This is a genomic window from Virgibacillus subterraneus (assembly GCF_900110695.1).
Taxonomy (GTDB): domain Bacteria; phylum Bacillota; class Bacilli; order Bacillales; family Amphibacillaceae; genus Lentibacillus; species Lentibacillus subterraneus.
In genome coordinates, this window is sequence record NZ_FOEH01000012.1 from 1 (window position 1) to 23,311 (window position 23,311).

General features: G+C 35.3%; 28 protein-coding genes, 1 pseudogene and 1 riboswitch. Of the genes and pseudogenes, 4 read left to right on the forward strand and 25 right to left on the reverse strand.

Annotated elements, in window-relative coordinates; all coding sequences use genetic code 11:
- Window positions 1-225: 225 nt before the first annotated feature.
- From BMY13_RS18880 to BMY13_RS18920, 8 genes and pseudogenes are all read right to left on the reverse strand, one after another.
- Window positions 226-897: a 5'-methylthioadenosine/S-adenosylhomocysteine nucleosidase family protein gene (locus BMY13_RS18880; protein ID WP_092506478.1), complete on the reverse strand. Its 672-nt coding sequence runs from the start codon at window positions 895-897 to the stop codon at window positions 226-228.
- A gap of 326 nt (window positions 898-1,223) precedes the next feature.
- Entirely contained in the window at window positions 1,224-1,967 is a 744-nt protein-coding gene (locus BMY13_RS18885) for a hypothetical protein (RefSeq protein ID WP_092506480.1), read from the reverse strand.
- The gene (locus BMY13_RS18890) at window positions 1,960-2,670 is read right to left on the reverse strand and encodes a hypothetical protein (RefSeq protein WP_092506482.1); all 711 of its coding nucleotides are present in this window, start codon (window positions 2,668-2,670) and stop codon (window positions 1,960-1,962) included. The genes BMY13_RS18885 and BMY13_RS18890 overlap by 8 nt, the downstream gene beginning before the upstream one ends.
- A 303-nt stretch (window positions 2,671-2,973) precedes the next feature.
- Window positions 2,974-3,669, reverse strand: coding sequence for a DJ-1/PfpI family protein (locus BMY13_RS18895; protein ID WP_092506484.1), 696 nt, complete (start codon window positions 3,667-3,669; stop codon window positions 2,974-2,976).
- A 126-nt stretch (window positions 3,670-3,795) separates the two neighbouring features.
- Window positions 3,796-4,677: a phosphotransferase gene (locus BMY13_RS18905; RefSeq protein WP_092506488.1), complete on the reverse strand. Its 882-nt coding sequence runs from the start codon at window positions 4,675-4,677 to the stop codon at window positions 3,796-3,798.
- A 391-nt stretch (window positions 4,678-5,068) separates the two neighbouring features.
- Window positions 5,069-5,677, reverse strand: a complete 609-nt coding sequence (locus BMY13_RS18910; protein ID WP_092506491.1) for a class I SAM-dependent methyltransferase — start codon at window positions 5,675-5,677, stop codon at window positions 5,069-5,071.
- A gap of 152 nt (window positions 5,678-5,829) precedes the next feature.
- Window positions 5,830-6,003, reverse strand: a pseudogene (locus BMY13_RS19835) (YnfA family protein); the annotation flags it as partial.
- A 120-nt stretch (window positions 6,004-6,123) separates the two neighbouring features.
- Window positions 6,124-6,903, reverse strand: a complete 780-nt coding sequence (locus tag BMY13_RS18920) for an HAD family hydrolase (RefSeq protein WP_092506493.1) — start codon at window positions 6,901-6,903, stop codon at window positions 6,124-6,126.
- Between the two features lie 96 nt (window positions 6,904-6,999).
- On the opposite strand from BMY13_RS18920, the gene BMY13_RS18925 reads away from it, so the two are divergent.
- The gene (locus BMY13_RS18925; protein WP_092493465.1) at window positions 7,000-7,371 is read left to right on the forward strand and encodes a YuzC family spore coat inner layer protein; all 372 of its coding nucleotides are present in this window, start codon (window positions 7,000-7,002) and stop codon (window positions 7,369-7,371) included.
- On the opposite strand, the gene BMY13_RS18930 is transcribed toward BMY13_RS18925, so the two are convergent.
- The 3 genes from BMY13_RS18930 to BMY13_RS18940 all read right to left on the reverse strand — a co-directional run bounded on the left by BMY13_RS18930 (window position 7,368) and on the right by BMY13_RS18940 (window position 9,527).
- Window positions 7,368-7,805, reverse strand: coding sequence for an RDD family protein (locus BMY13_RS18930; protein WP_092506495.1), 438 nt, complete (start codon window positions 7,803-7,805; stop codon window positions 7,368-7,370). The two genes, BMY13_RS18925 and BMY13_RS18930, sit on opposite strands and share 4 nt — an antisense overlap.
- 286 nt (window positions 7,806-8,091) lie before the next feature.
- Window positions 8,092-8,643, reverse strand: coding sequence for an alpha/beta fold hydrolase (locus BMY13_RS18935; protein WP_092506497.1), 552 nt, complete (start codon window positions 8,641-8,643; stop codon window positions 8,092-8,094).
- A 92-nt stretch (window positions 8,644-8,735) separates the two neighbouring features.
- Window positions 8,736-9,527 carry a helix-turn-helix domain-containing protein gene (locus tag BMY13_RS18940; RefSeq protein WP_092493462.1) on the reverse strand — a complete coding sequence of 264 codons (792 nt, stop codon included), beginning with the start codon at window positions 9,525-9,527 and terminating at the stop codon, window positions 8,736-8,738.
- Window positions 9,528-9,727: 200 nt separating this feature from the next.
- Window positions 9,728-9,833, forward strand: a riboswitch (SAM riboswitch).
- A gap of 74 nt (window positions 9,834-9,907) precedes the next feature.
- Between BMY13_RS18940 and BMY13_RS18945 the strand changes: the two genes are divergently transcribed.
- Both BMY13_RS18945 and BMY13_RS18950 read left to right on the forward strand, forming a co-directional pair.
- On the forward strand, window positions 9,908-11,029 hold the full coding sequence (locus BMY13_RS18945; RefSeq protein WP_092506499.1) for a methionine biosynthesis PLP-dependent protein: 1,122 nt from the start codon (window positions 9,908-9,910) through the stop codon (window positions 11,027-11,029).
- Window positions 11,026-12,219, forward strand: a complete 1,194-nt coding sequence (locus BMY13_RS18950) for an aminotransferase class I/II-fold pyridoxal phosphate-dependent enzyme (RefSeq protein ID WP_092506501.1) — start codon at window positions 11,026-11,028, stop codon at window positions 12,217-12,219. Before BMY13_RS18945 ends, BMY13_RS18950 begins: the two co-directional genes overlap by 4 nt.
- A 46-nt stretch (window positions 12,220-12,265) precedes the next feature.
- Here BMY13_RS18950 and BMY13_RS18955 read toward each other — a convergent pair whose 3' ends face one another.
- The 13 genes from BMY13_RS18955 to BMY13_RS19015 form a co-directional block, all read right to left on the reverse strand.
- On the reverse strand, window positions 12,266-12,823 hold the full coding sequence (locus BMY13_RS18955; RefSeq protein ID WP_092493459.1) for a hypothetical protein: 558 nt from the start codon (window positions 12,821-12,823) through the stop codon (window positions 12,266-12,268).
- Window positions 12,824-13,141: 318 nt separating this feature from the next.
- Entirely contained in the window at window positions 13,142-13,435 is a 294-nt protein-coding gene (locus BMY13_RS18960; protein WP_092493458.1) for a DUF5316 domain-containing protein, read from the reverse strand.
- Window positions 13,436-13,456: 21 nt separating this feature from the next.
- A complete protein-coding gene (locus BMY13_RS18965; protein ID WP_092506503.1) occupies window positions 13,457-14,014 on the reverse strand; it encodes an isochorismatase family protein in 558 nt (185 codons plus the stop codon).
- A gap of 102 nt (window positions 14,015-14,116) precedes the next feature.
- Window positions 14,117-14,425 carry a hypothetical protein gene (locus tag BMY13_RS18970; RefSeq protein WP_092506505.1) on the reverse strand — a complete coding sequence of 103 codons (309 nt, stop codon included), beginning with the start codon at window positions 14,423-14,425 and terminating at the stop codon, window positions 14,117-14,119.
- A 169-nt stretch (window positions 14,426-14,594) separates the two neighbouring features.
- Complete coding sequence (locus BMY13_RS18975; protein ID WP_092506507.1) at window positions 14,595-15,119, reverse strand: hypothetical protein; 525 nt, start codon at window positions 15,117-15,119, stop codon at window positions 14,595-14,597.
- Window positions 15,120-15,351: 232 nt separating this feature from the next.
- Complete coding sequence (locus BMY13_RS18980) at window positions 15,352-15,774, reverse strand: VOC family protein (protein WP_092506509.1); 423 nt, start codon at window positions 15,772-15,774, stop codon at window positions 15,352-15,354.
- Window positions 15,775-15,869: 95 nt separating this feature from the next.
- Window positions 15,870-16,091, reverse strand: coding sequence for a helix-turn-helix domain-containing protein (locus BMY13_RS18985; RefSeq protein ID WP_092493453.1), 222 nt, complete (start codon window positions 16,089-16,091; stop codon window positions 15,870-15,872).
- Window positions 16,092-16,101: 10 nt separating this feature from the next.
- Window positions 16,102-16,584: a DUF2975 domain-containing protein gene (locus tag BMY13_RS18990; RefSeq protein ID WP_092506511.1), complete on the reverse strand. Its 483-nt coding sequence runs from the start codon at window positions 16,582-16,584 to the stop codon at window positions 16,102-16,104.
- Window positions 16,585-16,921: 337 nt separating this feature from the next.
- The gene (locus BMY13_RS18995; RefSeq protein WP_092493451.1) at window positions 16,922-17,617 is read right to left on the reverse strand and encodes a VOC family protein; all 696 of its coding nucleotides are present in this window, start codon (window positions 17,615-17,617) and stop codon (window positions 16,922-16,924) included.
- 541 nt (window positions 17,618-18,158) lie between these two features.
- Complete coding sequence (locus tag BMY13_RS19000) at window positions 18,159-18,515, reverse strand: hypothetical protein (protein ID WP_092493450.1); 357 nt, start codon at window positions 18,513-18,515, stop codon at window positions 18,159-18,161.
- Between the two features lie 155 nt (window positions 18,516-18,670).
- Complete coding sequence (locus BMY13_RS19005) at window positions 18,671-19,690, reverse strand: DUF3231 family protein (protein WP_342729455.1); 1,020 nt, start codon at window positions 19,688-19,690, stop codon at window positions 18,671-18,673.
- 104 nt (window positions 19,691-19,794) lie between these two features.
- Window positions 19,795-20,229, reverse strand: coding sequence for a universal stress protein (locus BMY13_RS19010; protein WP_092506513.1), 435 nt, complete (start codon window positions 20,227-20,229; stop codon window positions 19,795-19,797).
- A gap of 177 nt (window positions 20,230-20,406) precedes the next feature.
- Entirely contained in the window at window positions 20,407-20,703 is a 297-nt protein-coding gene (locus BMY13_RS19015) for a hypothetical protein (RefSeq protein ID WP_092506515.1), read from the reverse strand.
- Window positions 20,704-21,202: 499 nt separating this feature from the next.
- On the opposite strand from BMY13_RS19015, the gene BMY13_RS19020 reads away from it, so the two are divergent.
- A complete protein-coding gene (locus tag BMY13_RS19020) occupies window positions 21,203-22,246 on the forward strand; it encodes a serine hydrolase domain-containing protein (protein WP_092506517.1) in 1,044 nt (347 codons plus the stop codon).
- A 199-nt stretch (window positions 22,247-22,445) separates the two neighbouring features.
- On the opposite strand, the gene BMY13_RS19025 is transcribed toward BMY13_RS19020, so the two are convergent.
- Entirely contained in the window at window positions 22,446-23,048 is a 603-nt protein-coding gene (locus tag BMY13_RS19025) for a CPBP family intramembrane glutamic endopeptidase (protein WP_092506519.1), read from the reverse strand.
- Between the last annotated feature and the right edge of the window lie 263 nt (window positions 23,049-23,311).

The following is a 23,311-nucleotide window of genomic DNA, read 5'->3' on the forward strand; positions in this document are numbered from 1 at the left end:
GGTCGGAGTGTTAATCTTTTACCTTTCAGCATAAAACCACCCTAACTTTTTCTTCTTAAACTATCCTGCTAGTTAGTGCAATAAGTCATCTCTTATTAAACAATCGCACCCGTTCGTATAAGTGCATTTTTTCACAATCTTGCTATTGAAAGTAGAACAAAGGAGACTCCATTAGAGGAAAAGTTTCATCACCAATCACAATCTTTCTATTAACTTCAAATTTATTTAAATAAATCTCTTTAAATATTCGTCAAATATTTTGTTCATAACTTTGGGGGTGTTTTCTAAATAAATATTAATTTGTTCAATGTTCGATTCGAATTTATCAGAGTTACTTTCTTCTATTGGAAAATCAGATATTCCTTTTATAATAATGCACTCAACATCATTCTTCTTACATATATAAGCAATTGCACTCGCTTCTGTATCGGCTATTATTATTTTGTTTTCTTTAAGTTCTAAATAGTCCTTCCGCATAACTACTGCTTTATCAGCGGTGCCAATTGTTCCGGTATAAAAATCATTTCCATATTTTGATAAATCAATATCGACTATGAAGGATTGTTTAATAAAAGGCTCAATTTCTTTTACTGTGCAATCATATTGAACGGCTTTATCGGGTACAAAAATATCCAAATTACTGAACTTATCATCTATTCCTGCACATGTTCCAGCAACGATTACTTTAGTTAAATCTAAATTAGAAATCATATACTGATTACCACCAACACCATTTACTTTTCTTACACCGGTACTATAAAAAACAAGCTCAGTATCATTAATTGTTCTCATGAAATACTCGCCATAAGGATAACCGAAACGTTCGTTATCTTTTATGCTAAAGTATTCCAATGTCGCTTCATATTCCCACTTCGTCGCTATACTTATTCCTATCATTGACTTATCACCCTACTTTTTGTAATTAAAGAAATATAATCCACTAATACCGACTTCTTGCAAATCCATAATTATATATGTTTTTTAAGCTAACCTGCTTCTATAATTGAACAAGGAGTGCATTTCCTTATTCAAGGAAAGCACCCTTTACTTTAATTACAATAGTTCACATATTATTTAATCTTTACTTTTCACTACACTTAAAATTTCAGAAACCCCCATTGCACTACTGGCATTGAGCATTCCAAGCTATTGTTTTCGTGATATGGCTCATTAGAAGCCCTTTTAAGAAGAAAAGTAACTAATACACAAGCATAGAAAATATTTTATTTTTCCAATTCTGCCTCCTCTATAATCCGCACGAAATCCGTGTTGATATCCCCGTTAATATATCCATGTCCATTTACAGAGTTATCAGGATACGTTATTTCATTGTCTTCATTAAATGGGGTCCATCCTATATATGCGTGTACATCCGGCAGAAGACTTGTAAAATTAACATGAGGATTTTGGGCTAATGCTAGTTTATTTGTTTGAGTCATAAATGAACGCCAATCCTCAGGGAGCTGCAGCACACCATATGATTCCTCCTCTAAAGCAACACTATCTTCCAATTGAATCCGCGGAACATAAGTATGTTCTCCATTTGAAATATGATAGCCCCGGTCCCGGATTAAATAAAAATCCGCGTAGCTGATCTGGTCATCTGGATGAAGGTTCCATACAAGGTGAAAAGAAGATGGGTCCTCTTTATCGATCTTCCAAACAGTTGGTTCTCCAGTTGTATCTATATAAGACGGTTTCCATTTGTTTCTTTCCCATACCCAATAGCTTGCACCGTAATTGTTTTCACTTGATAGAAAAGGAACAAATACATGTTCTTGATCAAGTTGGATGTTTTCCTGTATGGTTTCTGCATCTGCTTTAGGAAAAATTTCATTTATTTGATCTACTAATTGCTCATCTGCTGGAAAAGCTTGTGGCTCCTGAAAATAAAACCAATAGAGTAAAAATAGAGACAATAAAATAATTACACATATCGCTATGAGTGACACTCTCTTTTTAGTCATTGCCCCCCTCCTCTAGCAGTGAGTCGTCAGAACGGAAATAGTATTGACCCTTTGCTGCAGTAATGAGCAAACCCTTACCATCTTTCTCAACATAAATGATAGCATCAACTCCACTCCCCCGCTTTGGCAATGAACCAGTTAACTGATAGGGGAACCGCTCTTCTATATTTTCAGTTTCGACGTTGCTAGTCACTTTTTGATACCACTGTTCACTATGTATTGTTTCATGTCTCATCCTAGCTATCTCGTCTGCTAAATGATCTTTATTCAGTGAACGTTCCTCTACTGATGGATGTGTTTGAATGAGAGATGCGTTATCTAAGTTTGCAATATACGTTGAAAGTTCTTCTTTAGGATAGATTGCCTGATTAACAGGGATTATTATTAACTTACTCAAGATAAAAATAAAAAGGAAAAAAAAACCTAACCATGCAAACGTACGATAGACTTCCCATTTCTCTTTCTTATCTCGAAAAGCAAAAATTAATATCCAAACACCCAACGGCAAAATAGGTATTCGTACAACTGTGTCCAGGAAATTCGTATTAATAGAGAAAGAAAACATTCCAATTAGTACAATAAGAATTATCTTCCATAGTTTTGGCTTCTCCTGCAGCTTTTTATATTTCGTATAGATTATTATAATTATTACGAGCCACACCAAGATAGTGGCTGTTACTGTAATGGCATTGTTATATTCCATAAAATCAACCTCCTTTTTCACATATTATAAAGCTGAATGACGTGGACTTACCTGGATGCAATTGTACCCGTTGAGGTAGATTTCCAGATTTAAAAAGATCATTTTAACCATTAGTCCTCGTTTATGTAATAAGAGCAAGTCGTAATTTTCAAGGACACCAGGTTATTTTTTCGCCACTATCACAGTTTATTTTAACATAAAATTCCAATAATTCTTCAAATAAAAACAGGATCGCCGTAATCGACAATCCCTTATTAAACTCTTGCACCCAGTTTGTTGAATAGTATTTTGTTTATTTGGCTATTAAATCATTTTGAGGATGTTTCTAGAGTTCTTGAGCATCCCAAGTAATCCAAGTCCTTTTTTCGCATCTCTAGTTAATTTCTTCTCTGCACATTTTAAGACTTTTTCCTCAGCGTTAGAATAATTGCCAGAATCAAAAATAGGTTGCGGGTCATATTCTATTGTGAGTTGAATAGCTTTAGTTTCATCTTCTCCGACAATTTTATTTGATAGATACAAAGCCATATCAATACCAGCAGATACTCCTGCTGCAGTTATATATTTACCTTGTTCTACTATTCTTTCCCTTAAAGGAATAGCACCAAAATTACTTAATAATTTTATTGGTTTCCAATGTGATGTTGCTTTTAATCCTGACAGCAATCCAGTTGAAGCCAGTAAAATAGACCCTGTGCATACAGATGTAGTCCATTTTGTACCTTTATCTACTTCTCTAATCCAGTTTAATATGTTCTCTTTTTTCATTTCTTTCATAAACCCTATGGGAGATCCTGGTATGACTAAAATATCTGCATAATTAATATCATCAATACTATTCTTAACATTAATGTCAATGAATCCAGAATCAGCCGTTATTTCACCTGTTTCTTCTGCAACAAATAAAACTTCAGCATCAGTCATATTCCTTAAAACTTCATATGGACCAATAGCATCAAGCATAGTCATTCCATTATATACATAAATAATTATCTTCATCACTTGCCTCCTTAAAATATTTGCTTCTAATAAATTCTACTCTCTTCTTCAACAATCCTGCTTCTATAATTGAACAAGAATGCAATTCCTTATTAAAGGAAAGCACCCAATAGTTGAAAAGAACGACTAAAATAGCTCCTTGTGGTTTAACCATTCTTTTAAATCCTCATCACCCTGAACAGATAATAATCGATACAAGTACCGATAAGGTGTTCTAACCTTTGATAAATCTGGTAATTCTAATACTTTTTCATAACCAATTTTAAAATTGATAGCTGATTTCTCATCTAAAACATATTCAAGACCAATAAAATCAAATTCTCTAGGAGCGATAACATATGCTTCTGTATCGACCAGTCCAGATATTACTTTACCATCAGATAAAAACTGTGTAGGGTCTATATCAACTAGCACAAATGTAGAATATTCAGGACTTGGAATATCTTCTAATAAGTTCTTAATCTCAATTAGCTTATCCTTAATATCCTTTTCTTCTTTGTAATATCTAGAAACTAATTCAGTCATTGTATCCTTTAAATGTTGATTGAATTCTTCCAATCCAATTTTAAACATTCCAGATGGGGACCCAACATAATTTTTTCTATACTTATGTATTTTTGCTAATCCCTCTCCTAAACTTTGCACAACAGAAGATGGTTGCTCAACAAATGATTGGACAACCTCACCTGTTAACTTTTCTACAACCACAAATTCCCTTGAAAAACTTTTCCCTTTATTTAATACTCTAGGTACTGGCATAGAAGTTATATTATTTAGTGTATTATTTATGTTTTCCAATTCAAAAACTCGTCTTTGGTCAATACCAAATATGTTTTTGCATCCCCACCAAAAATCATTATTAGGTTCTTCAGTCATTCGAGAAGTACGTACAACTACCTCTTTTTTTTCTGTTTTAACCAACCATACGTCGCTAGCGTGGTCTTCATATCCTGGACTTAACTCTTGAACTTCTATAACCTTTTCTTCAAACAAAAAATTCAAATCCATAAATTAGTTCCTCTTTTTTGTAATAGTCCTATAACATTGCTCGTGTTTCTTAAACTATTCTGCTGCGTTAGTTTAAGTGTAATTCTTCACAATTTCTGTATTTATTTTAACATAAATACCCATATTCCCTTATATAACTGAAAATTACAATTTACATTTAAATTCACACCATAAATCTCATTTTTCTCTTGTGAACTATTCTGTTAATAGACATTAAAAACTCTTTCGAATTTTGATATAGCAATAAAAATACACACGAGATTTCGCTTGCGAAATCCCGTGTGTTATATTGTGTTTTTAATGTTTGCACCTCTGAAATGAACGCGTTAGATCTGAACGTTATATGCAAAATTATTTTCCTTATTAAACTGCCATTAGCTAATTCGAACTGTTACTTTGTAGGTTTTGCCCGAATTAAATAAATGATATCTGACCAATAACGTTCGATTTGATCAACCTGAAGACTAGATTTTCCAATTATTTTATCGATATTTCTGTTACAATGACATCCAGATATTTTAGTATGTAGTGGGTCGATCATTTTTTGGGTGAAGGAAAGTAATGGATTAGAGCTCAGACCATGTTCCATTAACAATATAATCCCACCCTTACGGCACCAACTGTTGAATTTACTTAATGTTGCAATTGGGTCAGGATAACTGCAAAGTGAAAGCGTTGATACGATGCTATCAAAAGAGTTGGGTTCTAAAATTAACTCATCAATATCTTCTTGTATAAATTTTGCTTTCACCTGAGAAATTGATGCTGCTCTTTTGGCACTCATAATCATCTCTGAACTAAAATCAATTCCTGTTATCTCAACGTTATTCCGATCATAATAAGAAAAGTTCGCTCCAGCTCCAATTCCAACTTCTAAGACCTTTCCGTATGCGTTTTTTATTATTTTATTTCTCAATCCGGCAAACTTTGGATTAGCGCGTTTATTTTCATACATTTTTACCTGTTTATCGTATTTTTTAATTTGCTTTTCTTTTTTCATTTGCTCACTTCCTGAAGGGTTGACTTAGATTTTTCATCTGGGCTTTACCATATATATAAGATAATTTCAATATTATTCATAACTCCTAGAGTAATAATAAACCGCGTACTTAGGGGTACACGGTCAAGTAAATTGTCTTGAAGTATTTTCCTTTACTGGCGAGGTCCAAATAACATCACTGCAACACCAACTAAATCATATAAATAAGGCGTTTTCTTATCAATGCCTCATCCCCATAAAACGGATAGGACAATAAAAACGCCACCGTACGCTGCATAAACTCTACCGAACGATGTGAAGGTTTGAAATGTAGCTATTACGCCATATTAAGCTAGTGCAATCCCACCACCAACACATTGCATAATCACATCCTAAAGCCAAAGGTATATGCCATTGATACCTAAAGATAACCGCTTAATCCTCCAGTGTACTTCATTATCCATGATTTACCGTTCCAGCAACGGCAATAGCTCTTTCAATGCTCCAATCTCATATGTTGGCTTCACTTCAATACATTCTTTGTCATGACGGTTAATCCAGACGGAATCTATTCCAGCACGCTTAGCTCCAAGTATATCTGTACTTAAATTATCCCCAACCATTAATACCTCATCCTTCTGCACAGCAAGAAGCTCAAGTGCATGTTCAAAAATTGCTGGGTCTGGTTTTCCTTTTCCAAAAGCCCCAGAAACAACAATGTGCTCAAAATAGGTCATGAGTTTTGGTGTGATATCAAGCTTAGTCTGTTGTAATTCGGGGGATCCGTTCGTTAGCATCAGCAGTTGGTACTCCCCTTTTAACTGATCAAGCACCTCAAAACTATCCTCATATACAAATGCATTTTTCTTTCGCATCGCAGGAAAAGTTTCTGCCAGCTGATAACCGAAATCCGGATCATCAACTCCTAAATCATGCAGTCCTCTCGTCCAGGCTTCTTTACGATATTCTGGAACAATTTCTTTCAATTTGTGAAAAGACTCCCCCTCATCCCGAAAATCACCCCATAGTCCTTCAAACGGATTTATTCCAATCATCTTTGTAAAATCATATGTATCATAGGATGCATACAACTCCCGTGCATTTTCACGAACTTTCTCTTCTAGCTTAACAGGATCAATATCATATTTTTGCTTTGCGAGTTCACAAGTGGCTTTAAAAGCCTCTTTTACACTTTTTTTGTCCCAAAGCAAGGTATCGTCAAGATCAAATAAGAGTGCTTTGATCATTTAATCAGCATCCTTTCCATAAATCACCGCTCATTCCCGCAAACAAGTTCTTCTGCATATAATTAAATGGATGTATTTTACAAGGAGGGTTTTTTTATGTATTACGTCAATTATCCAGGTTATTATTATGTACCATATTATCCCAATGCCACATATTGGCCAGGTCGCCAGCAATATCCGCCTGTTGACGCCAACCTGTTAAATCAATCAGCAAATGAAACGAAAAAACTAATGGATGACGCGAGCATTGTTCTTAATAAACTTGCAGAATCACAAGAATATGATGCAGAACTAATGAAAGCTGCTCAAGTTTCAGATACCGCAAAGGTTGAGCAATTAATTCTCTCTACAGGCATTACATCAGACGTTGATATTAATTATAATCCTGATGGCTTACGACTGGAATTCAAATCACAAGTTGCTGACATGGATTGCTGTAAGCTGCGAATTGCATTACGCTGGCGTTAAATTCGATAAACAACTCTCGTACTGCAAATGATATCATGCAATCCTTTCTTTTCTTCATTCCATCCTGCCATCAGAAAGCCAATACCAAGTGGAAGTGCTGAGAGAAAATACGCAAAAAATCTTCCAATTGATTTCAGCATGCTAATTTGGGTCATCTCTACATTAAGCACTTGGATCCTGCATGCTAATTTCCCTGGTGATCCTTTATACTTGCTTGCAGTGAAAACAATTATAAAAACAACGACATAAATTAGATTTGATATGTCTTCGGATGGCGATGAATACCAAGTATTTGCTTCGTTACCTGGTGAACTGAAAAAACGTTCTTCATTAATTAAAATAGCTATAATTGCTCCTATTATATATATCAAAATTCCATCAATTATGTTTGCCAGGAATCTGATCCAGAACCCAGCTGGTTTATATTTTTCCATAAAAATCTACTCCTTTTATCCATAAATAGTCATCACCTAGTACATACCCACTGTTCAGATAAAGTGTATGTAAACTACGCTGCTAAAGTATATTAGTCACTATTGATTACTTTAACATAAAAAACCCTTTAATTATTACATCTAAATAGAATTTGCCCCAACGTTTAAATAGTAACCAAGCCTAAATTCCTGCCCTAAAAATTAAAGAAAAGAAATGAAATATAAGAGGGAGAACCCCTCAGAGTTTCTCCCATCTCCCATCCATATTTATCATTAACTTATCAATCTACAGACCTTTAATATCATTCACAAGTTCAGGCAATCCATTATAAAATAAATGTCCCCTGCTTTCAATTGCTCGTGGAGTTGCAGTTAAAAGTTTTTTTGTATAATCCTTAAAATGATCAAATGAAACTACTTCATCATCGCGACTGTGATAGAAAAATACTTGTGGTATAGGGGGAAGCATTGCAACAAAATTTTCGGAAAGCGTAAATTCTTCACTCTCCCAAAAATCATTTTTACCCCAGTATGGTGCTGCGACACTGTGTAAACTGGATATCTTAACTTGGCAATCTTCTTCAGATAGATATTTTAATAATACCGATCCACCCAAAGAATGCCCAATCAAAATAACTTCACCTTCTAATGCCGCAAACTCTTTGTTAAGCTGCTCCTTCCATGCTGTATATTCCGGGTTTTCCGGGTTAGGCATTTCAGGAATTATCAAATTATATTCAGCATTTAGTTTATCTTGCAAATACACTATAAAATCAGAGCTTCCTTCGTGTTCACCTTGTGGTCCAGCACTATGAATGAATAGTATTTGTTTTTTCACGTTGCTCCTCCTTATAATTAAAATTTTTATTAAAGAACATCCTTGTGAAATGCAAGAACAACATATCCTGTAAATATTGGATTATGAGATTGCTAATTCTTTAATACTCGATTTAGAAAATTATTCATTAAGAGAGGGATCGACACTAGGATCGGAGGATCATCAAGTTGTGGTTCACGAAGTGTCACATGTTGATGCGGAACAATTGTGTTTCTCTTAATAATTATCGGGGCCTTCAACCTGGCGCGTAATGTTGAGTACGGGAGCAGTATATCCCTTGCCTGCATTTCCCAGGATACAGATGTAGCCATCAAGTAATACTTGCCAGGTTTGACACCTGTAAAACAAAAAGTACCCAATGAAGAAAGTAGCGTCCCATATAAAGGAAGGCCTTCTGGAATCGGTTTTGCAAATAAGCCGATAAGAATAACCCCTTCAAAAGAAGCATCCGCATGAACGGTCCCCTCGACCTTTGCATGTGTATTTGAAGTTAATAGTAAACTATCAGTCCAATCATTTAGCCCCTTTAACCTGCGTAATCGATAGTCTGCATGAACCGCTGAATTCCGAAATTCAGCCGGTGTTACGCCTATACGTTCAGTAAATCTAGTTGTAAAGGTTCCTAAGCTTTGTTGTCCAATCTCCATTCCTATATCACGAACACTTAAATTCGTATGTAACAATAAGTCTTTTGCTTTTTGCAAACGGAGGGAAGAAACATAATAATGTGGCGGAAGGCCAGTTTTTTGCTTAAATATACGGGAAAAATGATACGGGCTATAAGCTACATACTTAGCTAGATGAGAAAGGGGCAGGGGCTCTTGGATATTTTCACGAATGTACTCAATCACTGCATCAATTTCTACAGCATATTGGTCAGTCATTGTTTCTACACCTCCATGGTAAAGTATTCAATATTCTCTATAAAAATTCCTTCTCTATTTTCGAAAATAATTCCCATGATATTTTTCTAACAGAAAAACGGAAATGGCTGAATAAACCAAATAAATTGCAATTATCTATTGCATTATCCAATCATTTGTATTAAAGTAAGAAAAATCAAGTATTTAACAATTACATATATTTCTTATCAAGAGAGACGGAGGGATTGGCCCTGTGATGTCTCAGCAACCCGCCATAACTGGTCCGGTGCTAAATCCAAAAGGTAACAAGTTACCTGAAGATGAGAAGATTGTTTGCGCTATTAGGGACCTTCTTCTTATCTAGAGGGTCTCTAATTTTTTTCATGAAAAGGATGATTAATATGTCAGATAAAAGTATCCAAACCAACTTAGCACAACTAGGCAATAATAGTGATAAAACGACAGGTGCAGTCAATCCGCCTATCTATTTATCAACAGCATTCCAGCATGAAGGGATTGGCAAATCTACTGGATACGACTACACACGTACAAAAAATCCAACGCGAGCTATCTTGGAAGAAGGAATTGCAAAGCTGGAAATCGGTGATAGCGGCTATGCCTGCAGTTCCGGAATGGCAGCCATCCAGTTAGTTCTTTCCCTTTTCCGTTCAGGTGATGAAATCATTGTTCCAGAAGACATTTATGGTGGTACATACCGTTTACTTCAGCATTACGATGATGTCTATGATATAAAGACAACCTATTCGGAGTTTAAAGATGTTGCCGTGACTGAGAAATTAATCACACCAAAAACGAGAGCATTATTCATTGAAACCCCAACAAACCCGTTAATGCAGGAAATAGATATTAAGGAATATGCAGCACTTGCTGATAGACATGACCTGTTACTCATAGTTGACAACACATTCCTGACTCCTTATTTCCAGCAGCCGCTTGAACTTGGCGCTGATATCGTAGTTCATAGTGCAACTAAATTTATTGGCGGACACAATGATGTTCTCGCAGGCTTAGTCGTTGCGAAAGGAGAGGCAATCTGCGACAAATTGGCTACTATCCATAATGCTTCAGGTGCTGTTTTGTCCCCTTTTGATTCATGGCTGATTATTAGAGGCCTCAAGACACTTGCACTAAGGATGAAGCAGCACGATGAAAACACACGGAAAATAGCGGAATACTTAGCAAATGAACAAGGAGTTACTGACGTACTGTATCCGGGGAAAGGTGGAATGCTTTCGTTCCGCCTTCAGAAGGCAGATTGGGTTGAGCCCTTTTTAGAACGCCTTAAATTGATTACTTTTGCAGAAAGCCTTGGCGGGGTTGAAAGTTTTATTACGTATCCTGCAACACAGACCCACGCAGAGATACCGGAAGAAGAACGAGCACTCCGAGGAATCGATAACCGGTTATTACGGTTTTCTATTGGCATTGAACAAGCTGAAGATCTAATTACAGATTTGAAGAACGTATTTTCATCATTGAAAAAGGGGGAAGACAAGGAATGAGTAATAAGAAGGATCAATTGGAAACAGAACTAATTCATGCTCCATCAAATTTGGACGTTGAACAGGGAACAGGTGCCGTAAATGTGCCGATTTATCTGTCATCAACCTATCACCAGGAATCCTTTGATGCGTTTGGGCCATTTGATTATAGCCGTTCGGGAAATCCGACAAGGCAAGCGCTGGAAGAAAAGATAGCCCAATTAGAGGAAGGTGCCCGTGGCTTAGCATTTGCTTCTGGAATGTCTGCCATCTCGTCATCCTTTATGCTGCTTTCAGCTGGTGACCATGTTCTAGTATCAACGGATGTGTACGGAGGTACTTACCGATTTGTAACTGAAGTACTTACTAAATTTAAAATTGATCACACCTTTGTAGATATGACAGACCTAACTGAGGTTAACGATGCAATTAAACCCAATACAAAAGTCATCTATATCGAAACACCGTCAAACCCATGTCTAAACATTACTGACATTAATGGAATTGTTAAAATTGCCAAAGCGAATGACTGCCTAACTTTTCTCGACAATACTTTCATGAGCCCACTTTACCAGAAGCCAATTAACCTTGGTGTGGATATTGTGCTCCATAGTGCGACTAAGTTTTTGTCTGGCCATAGTGACATTATTGCAGGTCTGGCTGTTACAAACACAGAAGAGCTTGGGGAAAGGTTGGCCTTTATTCAAAATTCCTTCGGCTCCATACTTGGCGCACAGGATTCCTATCAGTTAATTCAAGGCATCAAAACGTTAGGTTCCCGTCTTAAGCAATCATCTGAATCAGCACTGAAAATAGCTGCCTATTTAACTAATCATCCATTAATTAAGAACGTATTTTATCCTGGATTACCTAACCATCCAGGACATGACCTCCATAACAGCCAATCAAAAGGTTCAGGGGCAGTCCTTTCGTTCGAAATAAAAGATTCAGTTAAAGCGAAAACATTTGTTGAACAAATTCGCCTGCCAGTATTCGCTGTAAGTCTTGGAGCAGTAGAAACTATTCTTTCGTATCCAGCTACTATGTCTCATGCTGCAATGCCAAAGCAAGAAAGAGATAAACGAGGGATTACCGATGGATTATTCCGATTTTCAGTCGGACTCGAACATGTGGATGATTTAATTTCAGATCTGGATTATGCATTACAGGCTGCGTCGCAACAAGTAAAGGACCCACATGTTGTTGGATAAAAATTAACAGTAGGCGTGATTCTTTATTACAGGAATTGCGCCTATCTTAATAAAACTCCTCCCCACTAACCTTTGAAACAGCTTTACAAAACTTTGTCCACTTCTTTGGATAATGGTTACTGCCAATTTTAATTTCACAATGTGTATCATATTCTATATCTAACCGCCAATATGAACCGTCCATAACACCATCATGGTTGTACTCCTCCGCCCAGTTAACAAAATCACATTTATATAATTCAGCTAGAAGCCATTCAATACTTTCCTCACTCATAGTGGCTATCTGATCAGATTCGTTAAATTCTCCAAACACAAGCGCACTACGAACACGCCTACCCTTCAGGTCAATCCTCACCCTCTGAACAGAACCATAATCCATATATCCACCACTTTGTATATCAATAAACCGAATCCGCTCATAAATTTTTCGTCCTCTGTACTTCTTCCATTCATGATCGCAATCCTTGCAATGATATTTAGCATTACCAATAGTGATCGGTCGAAATGGTGCAGGTTCCATCTGCTTGTATTCCTGGCCAATGTCATATGTATCTTTTGATTCGCACTTCGAACAAACAGGCGAAACAATACGGAAATTACTCATAGAACTCTCTCCTTTGCCTACACTTTCATGCTAAACACCTGTATGTTCCTCTTTCATGGCATGGATTAATATTTATTTTTCCGTTTTTTGATATACTTTTGTGTCCATAACCCTGCATTAAAAAACGATAGAATCATAGCGAAGTAAAAGAGTCTCCTATTAAACATAAATTCCCTTCGCTAGTAAACTCATTATATGGCAACTAATATTGATATGATAAATTGCCCCTTCACAGATTTAACCATTGTACCCCTCCATATGTACCCTCAACGTGCTGTTTCCTTGTAAAAAATAATTGGCCCAGATGGCAGTGGGCGACTATATATTTAGTATAATTAAAATGATTAATAAGCTAAAGTTGGGGACACCAATTATTAGTAATCTTGTAACCCATTTGTTTTTGTCCTGTCTGTCTTTTTTGGTCTCCGTATGATAATTAGCTCTGTTTCTGTCACCATCAACAAAAGCACCTGTTAACAAACCTGATAATACTAAGGGAATAACTGCCGCTGCAGCTATAATCTTAAAAAATAAGTTCCAGTCACCAGTGAAAGTGCCGATCAACAGGGCAATAATAGTAAAGATTACACCAATACCCAGATATTTTAACAACGTAATCCCCCCTTTGTTTAGTTACCGATATTTATCGTGAGTAGGGTTAAATAAATCCTCTTCTGTATTTCTAACAATTGAGAAATTGTCTACATTATCATGACCATGAAGCGTTTCATTGTGATGAAGGATTATTTGTTGTGCAGTTAAGTTATCGGAGTCAGAAGTAGAATGTCCATCTCCAACTAAAGTAACGTCAAAATGATTGACCGTCGCTGTCCTGACAGCCGTATCAATACAATGTTCCGTCTTACATCCCATTATTACAAGATGCTCTACGTTGTTTTCATTTAAATGTTTGAGTAATGGAGTACCATGAAATGAATTTGTAGCAGCTTTATCAAATACGACAGCAGTGGATGGCACTCTAATATTGTTATGTATTTGAAATCCAGGACCTTCTCCATTCGAAACATCTAAATCTCTAATGAACACAACGGAAATACCTTCTTCTATGGCCTTTTCAATAACAGTATTAATGTTACTTACGACTTTTTCCTTCTCAGAAACTTCCCGTTCCACACTACTGCCTTCCATCAAATCCTGTTGTGCATCGATTACCAGTAAAGCTTGCTTCAATAGTGTTCTCCTCCTTAAGGCTACTACCTTATAATTAATTTTTAGTATACTTGGCATTCGTTAAATGGACTTTCATGCAAGTAAATTTTGCTATCCTAACTGCTAAAAATACTTAATAATCATCAAGACTAAACTAAAAATAGTATATAAAAGAGACCCATAAAACACGGCACCCACGTCTATTTTCATTTCATCGTTTTTTTGAATTTTCCAGCTTGATTCACTTGCTTCAAAAGTTGCTGCTTTTGATAACGCTCCCCCACTACTGTTAAAGAAGTAAATTACAATAGATATCGCCAGACCAATTAAAAAACTCCACTCACTATATGAAAAAGAAATGATTACACTAGCAGCCCATATAATTAAGCCGATAACTATTGAAGACAATAATGAAAAACCAACCTTCTTCACACATACCCCCTCCTTCTCTTATTTCTTACGAAGTCACAAGAATGAAAGTTTCAAGTAAACAGAATTTTCTTTAAAAACGGATCGGACTTACCAATGCAATAAGACCGTCAAGTCATAATAAAGAACGTGGCCGCCATCATCACATTGCACCCATTAATGTTATATTATTTTAACTGCCAAATGTACTCCAAGGTTCTTCAATACGAATTAACATATCTTCTATTTTATGTTCTTCATTTAAGTTAGCTTGCCCGTTCACCGTTTCAACTTCTGATGATTCACTATCTTCTTTTCGGTACTGTAATTCTATGGAGAAATTATAAATTATTTCTTTAGAATCTGATTTTTCGTATTCGATGTTTTCCACCTCTAGTTTGTAGTCATTTCTTATCGGTTCAATCCATAATACTGAACCGTAGCTGGAAATGTATTCTTGGTAGGATGTTTCATCTGCAAAATAATCTTTATACAGGTTTTCTTCATATTGTCCTAAAGCCTCAAGTTTCCCCTCGCCTTTTAATATTTGTTTCAACTCATCATCCGGACCTGTAAGGTTGTTCTGTAATACAGCTTCAATTGTCTGTATATTTTCATCATGAGTTTTCGTTTCTGTTTTTTCGGTACAGCTAACTAATATTAAAAGTAGTAAAACATATAAAGCGGTTACAAAAAATTTGTACGTCCGTTTCTTCATATATCCCCCTCCTTTATGAGTAATACGATCACTAACGTTAATAAGTTTCGGAAATAATGTATTCAGACAATCCATAAGATAAGTACGTACTAAACCAACAAAACTACAATGACTTACTAGGTTAAGATAATAATAAGAAGCAGTTAATCAGGCGCAATCCCTAGTGCAAGAATTGCGCCTTTTCTTTGATTGATAATGGAGTATAGAACTTAATGCTACACTCCATTTCTATTTAGTTTTGAGCATCAGTTACAATTGTGAATGTTACTCCAAACTTGTCCGTTAAATAACCCTGGGCAGGGGTGAAGGAGGTTTCCTCCAAAGGACCGATGACTTTTCCGTCCTGTTGCAATGCTTCAAAAATTTGTTTGGTTTTTTCCACATCATTCGTTGTCACATAGATAGCTGCTTGATTTCCTATTTGACGAGAAAACCCCGGAGAATCGTAAATAGCAATATCTGTTTCACCAACTTTTAACCTTGCATGTGCCACAAGGTCCAAGATTTTTTCTGGGAATGACATTCCGGGAAACTCTGGAATCTCTCCATATGTTTGGATAGAAAGGACTTTTGCATCCAATACTTTTTCATAAAATTGGATCGCTTCCTTTGCATTTCCATCGAACATCAAATGAGGAATAGCTCGTAATGTCATCAACAGTCAACTCCTTAATTTATTAATTATTCTTTTTTTATAATAGCATAATAATAATGTTTTGATTTCTTCAGAATTGCTATCTTATTAGACTGTTATCCTTGAATGTCGTCGTCACTTTTGTATTCTAAAATGTCTCCAGGCTGACATTCTAAAGCCTTACAAATTGCCTCTAAAGTTGAAAGCCTGATTGCTTTTGCCTTTCCATTTTTCAAAATAGAAAGGTTAGCCATTGTTATTCCAACCCTCTCCGAAAGTTCTGTTACGCTCATTTTCCTTTTAGCCAGCATCACATCAATATTAATTATTATTCCCATGGTATTCACCTCAGACCGTTAAATCATTTTCTGATTTTAGATTAATAGCTGTTTGCAAAAGTCTTTGGAGCACAGCAGCAAAAACTGCAATCACCATTGAAGCAAAGATAATGACCATTCCCATTAATATACCTGGTGCGTCGTCTGCCTTTGTAAGAAGATATAAAAATGGCATTTCTGCAACATACAGAACAATGATTATGATTGCGCAGTATTTTATATTTTTTAAAGCCTTAACAGATAATTCCGAGAAAGCCTCGTTCTTGTCAATATAGCCTAAAAGTTTTAAAGTCTGATACAAAGCAAAGAAAAACGGTATCATTGCTGCATACATTCCGATTAATATTGGATATTGCAAATTAGTCAGCTCAGGAAGCTGCCAATATGGGGAATTTGGGTCAAACCTGGACAACCCAACTATACACACAGCAAGAACTGGAGTTCCAATAAGAAAAACAGCTATCTTTAAAAAGAGTGTTGATCCTCGTTTCATAAAAAGCACCTCATTAAATTATTAGTAATTTGATTTTAATACATTATTTATTGAATTTCAATAAAAAATTAATATTTTTTAATACATTATTATCGTATTAACTTATCTTAACTAAAAAAAGCATTTCTTATTACTAAGAAATGCTCCACAACTTTAAGCTATTCAAATGTGCCTTGGATATCTCAAAGAAATATTATCTTCTCCAACTGCCCAAAAATAAATACCAGTCTTGTACCCATTTGGTCCAATAAGCTTATTACTCTCTCTTCCACTTCAAGCAGTAATGACTGTTTCAGTGCTATTTCAAATATTCGTGGATATTTGTTTAAGTATAATACTATTTTTTGTCGTCATTCTTGTTAACTTCTAACAAATTATTAGAGTTAATTGCAATTCTATCGTTATTAGTTGTTATAATTTCAAGGGGATATATGGCAGATAATTTATCAGAGAAAATCCATTTTCTTTCTGGTTGAGTAAGTATAATAAATATTCCCTTTGAGCTATCTCCCATAAAATTAAGTGTTGTCGAGGTTAGAGGTGAATTGTCTCTTTCATGAATTCCAATATCAATTAGCCTCTCACCTGCATCTATTGCATCATCAACAGTCAGCCCTATTTCACTAATGTTTAACACGCCCTTATCAGCTGAGAAAGGTTCCACCATTTCTTCAGATATAGAATGCCTTGAAATGAATTCAACTATATTACCTGCAGGGTCATAAAAGTATAGGGCATGTGCAGGAAGATGGGAGAAATCTGCTTCATCTTCGCCATCTTCTACATTTAAACTAACTCTTTCTTTGACCCATGATTTCGCTTCATCAAATTTATTAGACGGAATATTAAAAGCAAAGTGGTAATAGGGTTTACCTTTTACGTCTTCTGATGTAAACTCTAATTCATTTGAACCAATTACAATTCGAAAGCTGTTTTCATCTTCATTAATTAAAGGGAACCCGAAACTGTCAACATAGAACTTTCTCATTTCTTTAATACTCTCCGTATGTAAAGTTACTGATTTAATTTCCATTATTTTATCAAACTCCTTTAATAAATTTTTAATGACCTGTATATGCAATGTAATACATTTATGCTAATAAATAAAATACTGAGTTTTAATCACAAAATATAATAAATAGTTATATCATTACTATTATTTTCTTTTAGATAATTTCAATTTAAGACTGAATGATGCTTCATCTAAAATAGATTTACCCTTTTCGGTTAAATGTATCTCAATTAACCACCTTTCTCTTTTCCTGATAAATTTTTATAGATTCGCCTCTCTCCATCCTTCCAAGCAAATTACTTACAGTTGCTGTTCAAGCTCAATTTTTTCAGCTTACAACTTCCATAACACCTTTTTACGATCCATATTAACTGAAATGGTCAACAATTGTTTGTTATAGTATTTTCTCTCATGTTTAGCATACCAGTATTTAGTATACTAACAGTCAAAAAATTATTCGTCTCATTTTACTAAACTCCCTTAGCAGAATACAAAAAGACCATCAAATCAGCTTTAATTCGATGGTCTTTTTACATTACATTTATTTGTGGCATCTCAAAGTTCAATCTGCTATGACACCTTTGAAAACCATTCCTTGATCAAGGTCAATAACTTCGAGTACATTCGAACTTTTCACATAAACACTTTTATATTGCGCGTGTCCATCTTCATCTTTTAGAATGATTACTCGCGTCTGTTTATTATCCTCAATGACTTGAGCCTGGTAATCATCTGAATCTACCTGTTCATCTAATACAGTGAATTCTGGCAGCACTTCAACCTGAATACTTTTTTCGGAAACTTCCACATTAGCATTTGATTTTTTTGTTTTATCTATTGGTATTACACTGGCATCGGTTATACTTCCTGCTGACAATATTAGTGCTCCTGCAGCTGTAGTCATAAATAGTGATTTCATATGTTTTTTCTCCTCTTCTATTTGACTACTACTATCATAATCAAGAATTTTGAGAAAAGGCTTTGAAGAAAATTAGAAATTGGTGAGAATTAGACAATAAATAGATGACAAACGTTTCCTTTTTGTTTCAAAACGCGCTATTCGTTTCACACAAATCACTTTTTCTTCTTTGCCAATTCGTCTCGATCCAGAGCCCTTGGAGGTTCTTCCATCCACTCATTTTTGATCATGATGTTTGCTCCGTCTTCGGCATACTTTAGTATTTCATTCAATAGCCTATTATAAGTAGCACCTAAATCCCTTCTCGGACTCATAGACATACTAGCTCCATAAAAGCCAACACCTAGTGCTATAAGACCGGTACTATAAAACATCATTAACTTATCTGAAAATGTATATGTTGTAGAATCCGTAACCGAATCATCCATCTTTGCTGGAGCAGGAACATCATCCTCATGCAGAATGGATCCAAAAATTTCGCAATGTTTCTGAGAAATCTCCTTACCTCTCATCAAAAACTTCCGTACATCCGAATTCTTCGCCACTTGACTAAATCCAATCATGGTAGCCGATCCCAACGCATTTCGTTGATAATTACCAAACAGATTAATAATTTCTGGACCTGTCAATGGTCTTCTCTCCCCAAAGTATCCTGTCAAAAAGTTTTGGCTTTTCACGAAATCATAGCTTTCAGGTACTGGTAAATATGGCATATTGATGTAAAGTCCTTTTGACTGCAGAACGGTATTCACCGTTTTAAGAAATCCGCTTTGTTCATAAACACACTCTGAGAAGTAATTAAAAACATCCACCCTGCCAGCCATTGACAGGCTAATACTATATGCCTCTAATGCAATTTGTGCACCTTGATGCAGGTAACGTAAGATATAGTCATCCGAATACAATTTCGGTGCATTGATGTCAACATCTTCAGATGGTTTAAAACCATAAGGTATCGGATAATTGTCATTCGTGAATATATCCCTCAACTTAATTATATGGGATTGAGCTAAATCTAACGCCTGTTGTACAAGTGGTTGTATTTCACCATCAGAAACCTTTGCCAAAAAATATTGTAACTTGCATTCCAGCGCACAATCATTCATATATGCTGCCCACATCTGTGTAATCTCCGATGAGGTCAAGTCCTGATTCTCGTTATTAATATCATCCACCTCCAAATAGTATAAATAATAATAATACTTTTTCCCTAAGAAGGTAATTTTATGTAAAAGAAAAACCAGCCCACAATTTAATGAGCTGGTGATACGTTAATAGTTTATTTAATTATTAAAATTGGACAATTTGCATGGTGGACAATATTCGTGCTTACACTTCCAAGCAATAGTTTTTTCACTCCATTAAGACCACGACTGCCAACAATAATCAGGTCAATCTCATGATCGTCAGCATATTCGCAAACCTTATCTCCTGCATTCCTTTGGGAGTAATCCACCAAAACATCCGTGTAAACGACTATGTCTTCCGCTTCGAATTCTTCTTTAATAGTCTGCATCTCTGGACGTAGGCTCTCCGCTATTTCCATTTCAATATTACGTGCCATAACGACATTTGTGTTTGGGCCAGTTTGTGTTACCACTGAAATAACATGAACCTCAGTCTCAGGTACTCCTGCAGCCTGTAATCTTGCTTCTTGAAGCGCTTCTTTACTTAGATCAGAACCATCATAAGCTACGAGAATACTTCTTTTCATAATCAAGCACTCCCCCTCACCAAATTAGGAAGGTTTCTCCCTACTTCAATTATACTAAACGTGAAGGAGTTAAAGTACGTACTATTGTTGGAAAGTTTGGCAATATTATGACGGTCGACTTTACAAAAAATCCCCTTTAAATAACAGGTGATATCCTGCATCAATTGTACAGCATAATTAATTTACTAATCTGTTTAAAAGTACACTATGTTCTCCAAACCCTCGTGACAAAAAGGAAACATCATTTTCTATATTCAAAAGCCTCTCGTCCATTTTATCCATTCGTTTCTCGATACCATTCATTCGTTGCTCCAGACCAGTCATACGATGTTCTAGACCATCCATTCGTTGCTCCACGCTATCCAATCTATTTTCTATCTTATCTATTCGACTATTCACTTCTGCAAAGCTCTGATGCATTTCTTTAAACCCTTGACGTACAATACCTGCTAATTCATCCAGATTAATTGTCATCACCATCCTTTTGGTCTTGTAACTGATTATATCATATTTATTGAGGGTGATAGAAATGGTAAAAATTTAATTTTAGCCTCCTTTAGAGTGAAGAAAATACAATACTCATATAAGGGTTTTTTGCATTTTCCGATGAAATTCTTGAATTAAAATCAAAATTTAAACTTATTCTCGGTACGGACTATCTATGAAAAACGAAAAGAGTGGCTCCGTGTAAATGGCATGTCCATGCATTGTAAAAAAATAGAGCATGATACCATCGTTGGTGTCATGCTCTTAGCTTCAATATCTATTATTATTCCTTATCCGGATCTATTCCCCAAAAAATTTCATGAGAGGTTTCTGTATTTACTTACTAACGTTACCATAATTACTTATCCTAATTAAGTTTTATAATAATTCAGCCTTTAGTTGGAGTTGAAATCCGTCCCAGTATCATTAACTATATACTACATATGAGTTAACGTTATTATAATAATTAACATGGGAGAGGGTATATATGGAAATTCCAAAACAAAAAGTCCAAAAAATTTTCGGAAACGTTACAAAGAAAAGGCAAATACATGAATCTGTTCTTCTCATAGAAAACTCAAGTGGAGATGTTTCATACAGTCTTGGGTATGGGGATAAGGATGCAGATACACCATTCCTTATGGCAAGTATTACAAAGCTGTTCACAACCACTTGTATTTTTATTTTGAGAGATCAGGGAAAACTGTCACTGGACGATGAAATAACCAAATACTTAAAAAAAGATACAATAAGTAACCTTCATGTCTACAAAGGCCGAGAGTATTCTGATCAACTCACAATCTCGAATTTATTATCTCAAACAAGTGGATTGCGGGATGCCATTGAGGAAGGCAGTAATGAGTCGAAAAAACGTGCTATTTATGAGGATGTGCTAACTAATTTTAATGAATCCATCATAGAGACAAAGAAAATCCAGCCACACTTTGCACCGGGAATGGGAAAAAGAGCTCATTACACAAATATAAACTTTGAAATCCTCGGTAAAATAATTGAAATCGTCACTCGTTCACCGTTGGAAGATGTATATAGACAATTTATCTTCGACCCTCTTGGTCATAAAAATACTTATCTCCCTCAAAATGAGGATGATTTTGTTCCGCATGTTTATTATAAGGACACTGCACTCTACCGTCCAAAATTACTTAAAAGCAGTTGCGCGAGTGGCGGTTGTGTTTCTACGGCTCGTGAATTAATGGTATTTCTCAAGGCTTTCTTTAGAGGAAAGTTATTTAATAATACTATTTTTCATGAACTAAAAGTAAATAACAGGTTGCAGGCTTCTATGCTTCCAATTCATTACGGTGCTGGATATATGAGAATTCCACTGAATGGTCTTGCTACACTTTTTATGGGAAAAGGTGAGTTAATTGGTCATTCTGGTTCAACAGGTTCCTTAGCATTTTACTATCCTGAAAAGGATTTGTTTTTTATTGGAGATGTCAATCAAATGGAAAACCCCGCAACTCCTGTACGGATGGTGATGCGACTTGCCATGTCTATGAAATCATAAAAATTAAAGTACTTTCGAATAACGGGGGCTAATCAAGCGAACAAACCGGAAAGAGCCTGATTTCTGAAATGTATTAAATTAGTTCTCTACTAAAATTTATCCATCCTACCTCTTTATTTTACTCTTGTATTTTATTAAAATCCGTTTGGAATGAAAGATACCTCTAAACATTTAAGATAAAGTCTTTCGAATTTGTAACTTAAAAATAAAACACATTAAGCATACCATGGAATAAACTTGCTGGGATTACACTATTTGATTTGTCTCGAAGCCAACTAATAATTAAGGAAAGAAGAAACAATTGTCCACAATATAATATTGTGTTAAGAAATATATCGTCCGAATACTTATATAAAACAGCCACTGGAATGTGCCAAATTGACCAAATGAGTGCAGTAACAATGTAAGCTTTAAGTCTGCTTACAGGAATCAATTCGTTCCATAAAAAACCACGCCATGAGACTTCCTCTAATAATGCTGATAGTGTTGAGACAGTTAAACCTATCAATAGCATTTTAAAAAACTGTTCGATTGTCCAGTTAAAGTTAAATGACATAAATATAGGGATAATTATTGCTATGATATACCACTTGAATTGTCCGATTGATAAACCGAGTGTTGGAATTATTTTTTTCCTGTACATTACTTTTTGTATTATAACAACAGCAAGGAAAGGTATTACCATTGCAAACCCTAAGAATTTATTTGGATTAATTGTAAAAGCAATTATAAAATGAAAAGTCAAAGTTAAACTAAATGTTATTCCGATAAATAGAGTTACTTTTCTAATATCGACTTTCATTAAGCACCACCTTTCTTATACATTTACAACATCTTATTTCACATTAAACCGCTTCGTTAGTGCAATAAGCTGAACTCTTATAAAAACAATCACCCATTACTTTAAATGTATCACTTCAGAAAAAACAAATGGACCTGGAAAACAATTTATCAGAAAAATGCTTAAACTTCCAAGTTATAATCTATTAAACTTAATTCGAATGAATATTTTATAAGTGTAATCCTTCACAATATCTATATTTATATTAACATAAATAGTCAGAA

Bases quoted from the DNA above. Each gene is read 5' to 3' on its own strand.
- BMY13_RS18895 (WP_092506484.1), bottom strand. From the start codon at position 3,669: ATGAAGATAATTATTTATGTATATAATGGAATGACTATGCTTGATGCT.
- BMY13_RS18950 (WP_092506501.1), top strand. From the start codon at position 11,026: ATGAGTAATAAGAAGGATCAATTGGAAACAGAACTAATTCATGCTCCA.
- BMY13_RS18995 (WP_092493451.1), bottom strand. From the start codon at position 17,617: ATGGAAATTAAATCAGTAACTTTACATACGGAGAGTATTAAAGAAATG.
- BMY13_RS18975 (WP_092506507.1), bottom strand. From the start codon at position 15,119: ATGAAGAAACGGACGTACAAATTTTTTGTAACCGCTTTATATGTTTTA.
- BMY13_RS18945 (WP_092506499.1), top strand. From the start codon at position 9,908: ATGTCAGATAAAAGTATCCAAACCAACTTAGCACAACTAGGCAATAAT.
- BMY13_RS19015 (WP_092506515.1), bottom strand. From the start codon at position 20,703: ATGACAATTAATCTGGATGAATTAGCAGGTATTGTACGTCAAGGGTTT.
- BMY13_RS19000 (WP_092493450.1), bottom strand. From the start codon at position 18,515: ATGAAATCACTATTTATGACTACAGCTGCAGGAGCACTAATATTGTCA.
- BMY13_RS19010 (WP_092506513.1), bottom strand. From the start codon at position 20,229: ATGAAAAGAAGTATTCTCGTAGCTTATGATGGTTCTGATCTAAGTAAA.
- BMY13_RS18890 (WP_092506482.1), bottom strand. From the start codon at position 2,670: ATGGAATATAACAATGCCATTACAGTAACAGCCACTATCTTGGTGTGG.
- BMY13_RS19025 (WP_092506519.1), bottom strand. From the start codon at position 23,048: ATGAAAGTCGATATTAGAAAAGTAACTCTATTTATCGGAATAACATTT.
- BMY13_RS18930 (WP_092506495.1), bottom strand. From the start codon at position 7,805: ATGGAAAAATATAAACCAGCTGGGTTCTGGATCAGATTCCTGGCAAAC.
- BMY13_RS18980 (WP_092506509.1), bottom strand. From the start codon at position 15,774: ATGACATTACGAGCTATTCCTCATTTGATGTTCGATGGAAATGCAAAG.
- BMY13_RS18925 (WP_092493465.1), top strand. From the start codon at position 7,000: ATGTATTACGTCAATTATCCAGGTTATTATTATGTACCATATTATCCC.
- BMY13_RS18985 (WP_092493453.1), bottom strand. From the start codon at position 16,091: ATGGGAATAATAATTAATATTGATGTGATGCTGGCTAAAAGGAAAATG.
- BMY13_RS18880 (WP_092506478.1), bottom strand. From the start codon at position 897: ATGATAGGAATAAGTATAGCGACGAAGTGGGAATATGAAGCGACATTG.
- BMY13_RS19020 (WP_092506517.1), top strand. From the start codon at position 21,203: ATGGAAATTCCAAAACAAAAAGTCCAAAAAATTTTCGGAAACGTTACA.
- BMY13_RS18990 (WP_092506511.1), bottom strand. From the start codon at position 16,584: ATGAAACGAGGATCAACACTCTTTTTAAAGATAGCTGTTTTTCTTATT.
- BMY13_RS18910 (WP_092506491.1), bottom strand. From the start codon at position 5,677: ATGAAAAAAGAAAAGCAAATTAAAAAATACGATAAACAGGTAAAAATG.
- BMY13_RS18920 (WP_092506493.1), bottom strand. From the start codon at position 6,903: ATGATCAAAGCACTCTTATTTGATCTTGACGATACCTTGCTTTGGGAC.
- BMY13_RS18905 (WP_092506488.1), bottom strand. From the start codon at position 4,677: ATGGATTTGAATTTTTTGTTTGAAGAAAAGGTTATAGAAGTTCAAGAG.
- BMY13_RS18955 (WP_092493459.1), bottom strand. From the start codon at position 12,823: ATGAGTAATTTCCGTATTGTTTCGCCTGTTTGTTCGAAGTGCGAATCA.
- BMY13_RS18885 (WP_092506480.1), bottom strand. From the start codon at position 1,967: ATGACTAAAAAGAGAGTGTCACTCATAGCGATATGTGTAATTATTTTA.
- BMY13_RS18940 (WP_092493462.1), bottom strand. From the start codon at position 9,527: ATGACTGACCAATATGCTGTAGAAATTGATGCAGTGATTGAGTACATT.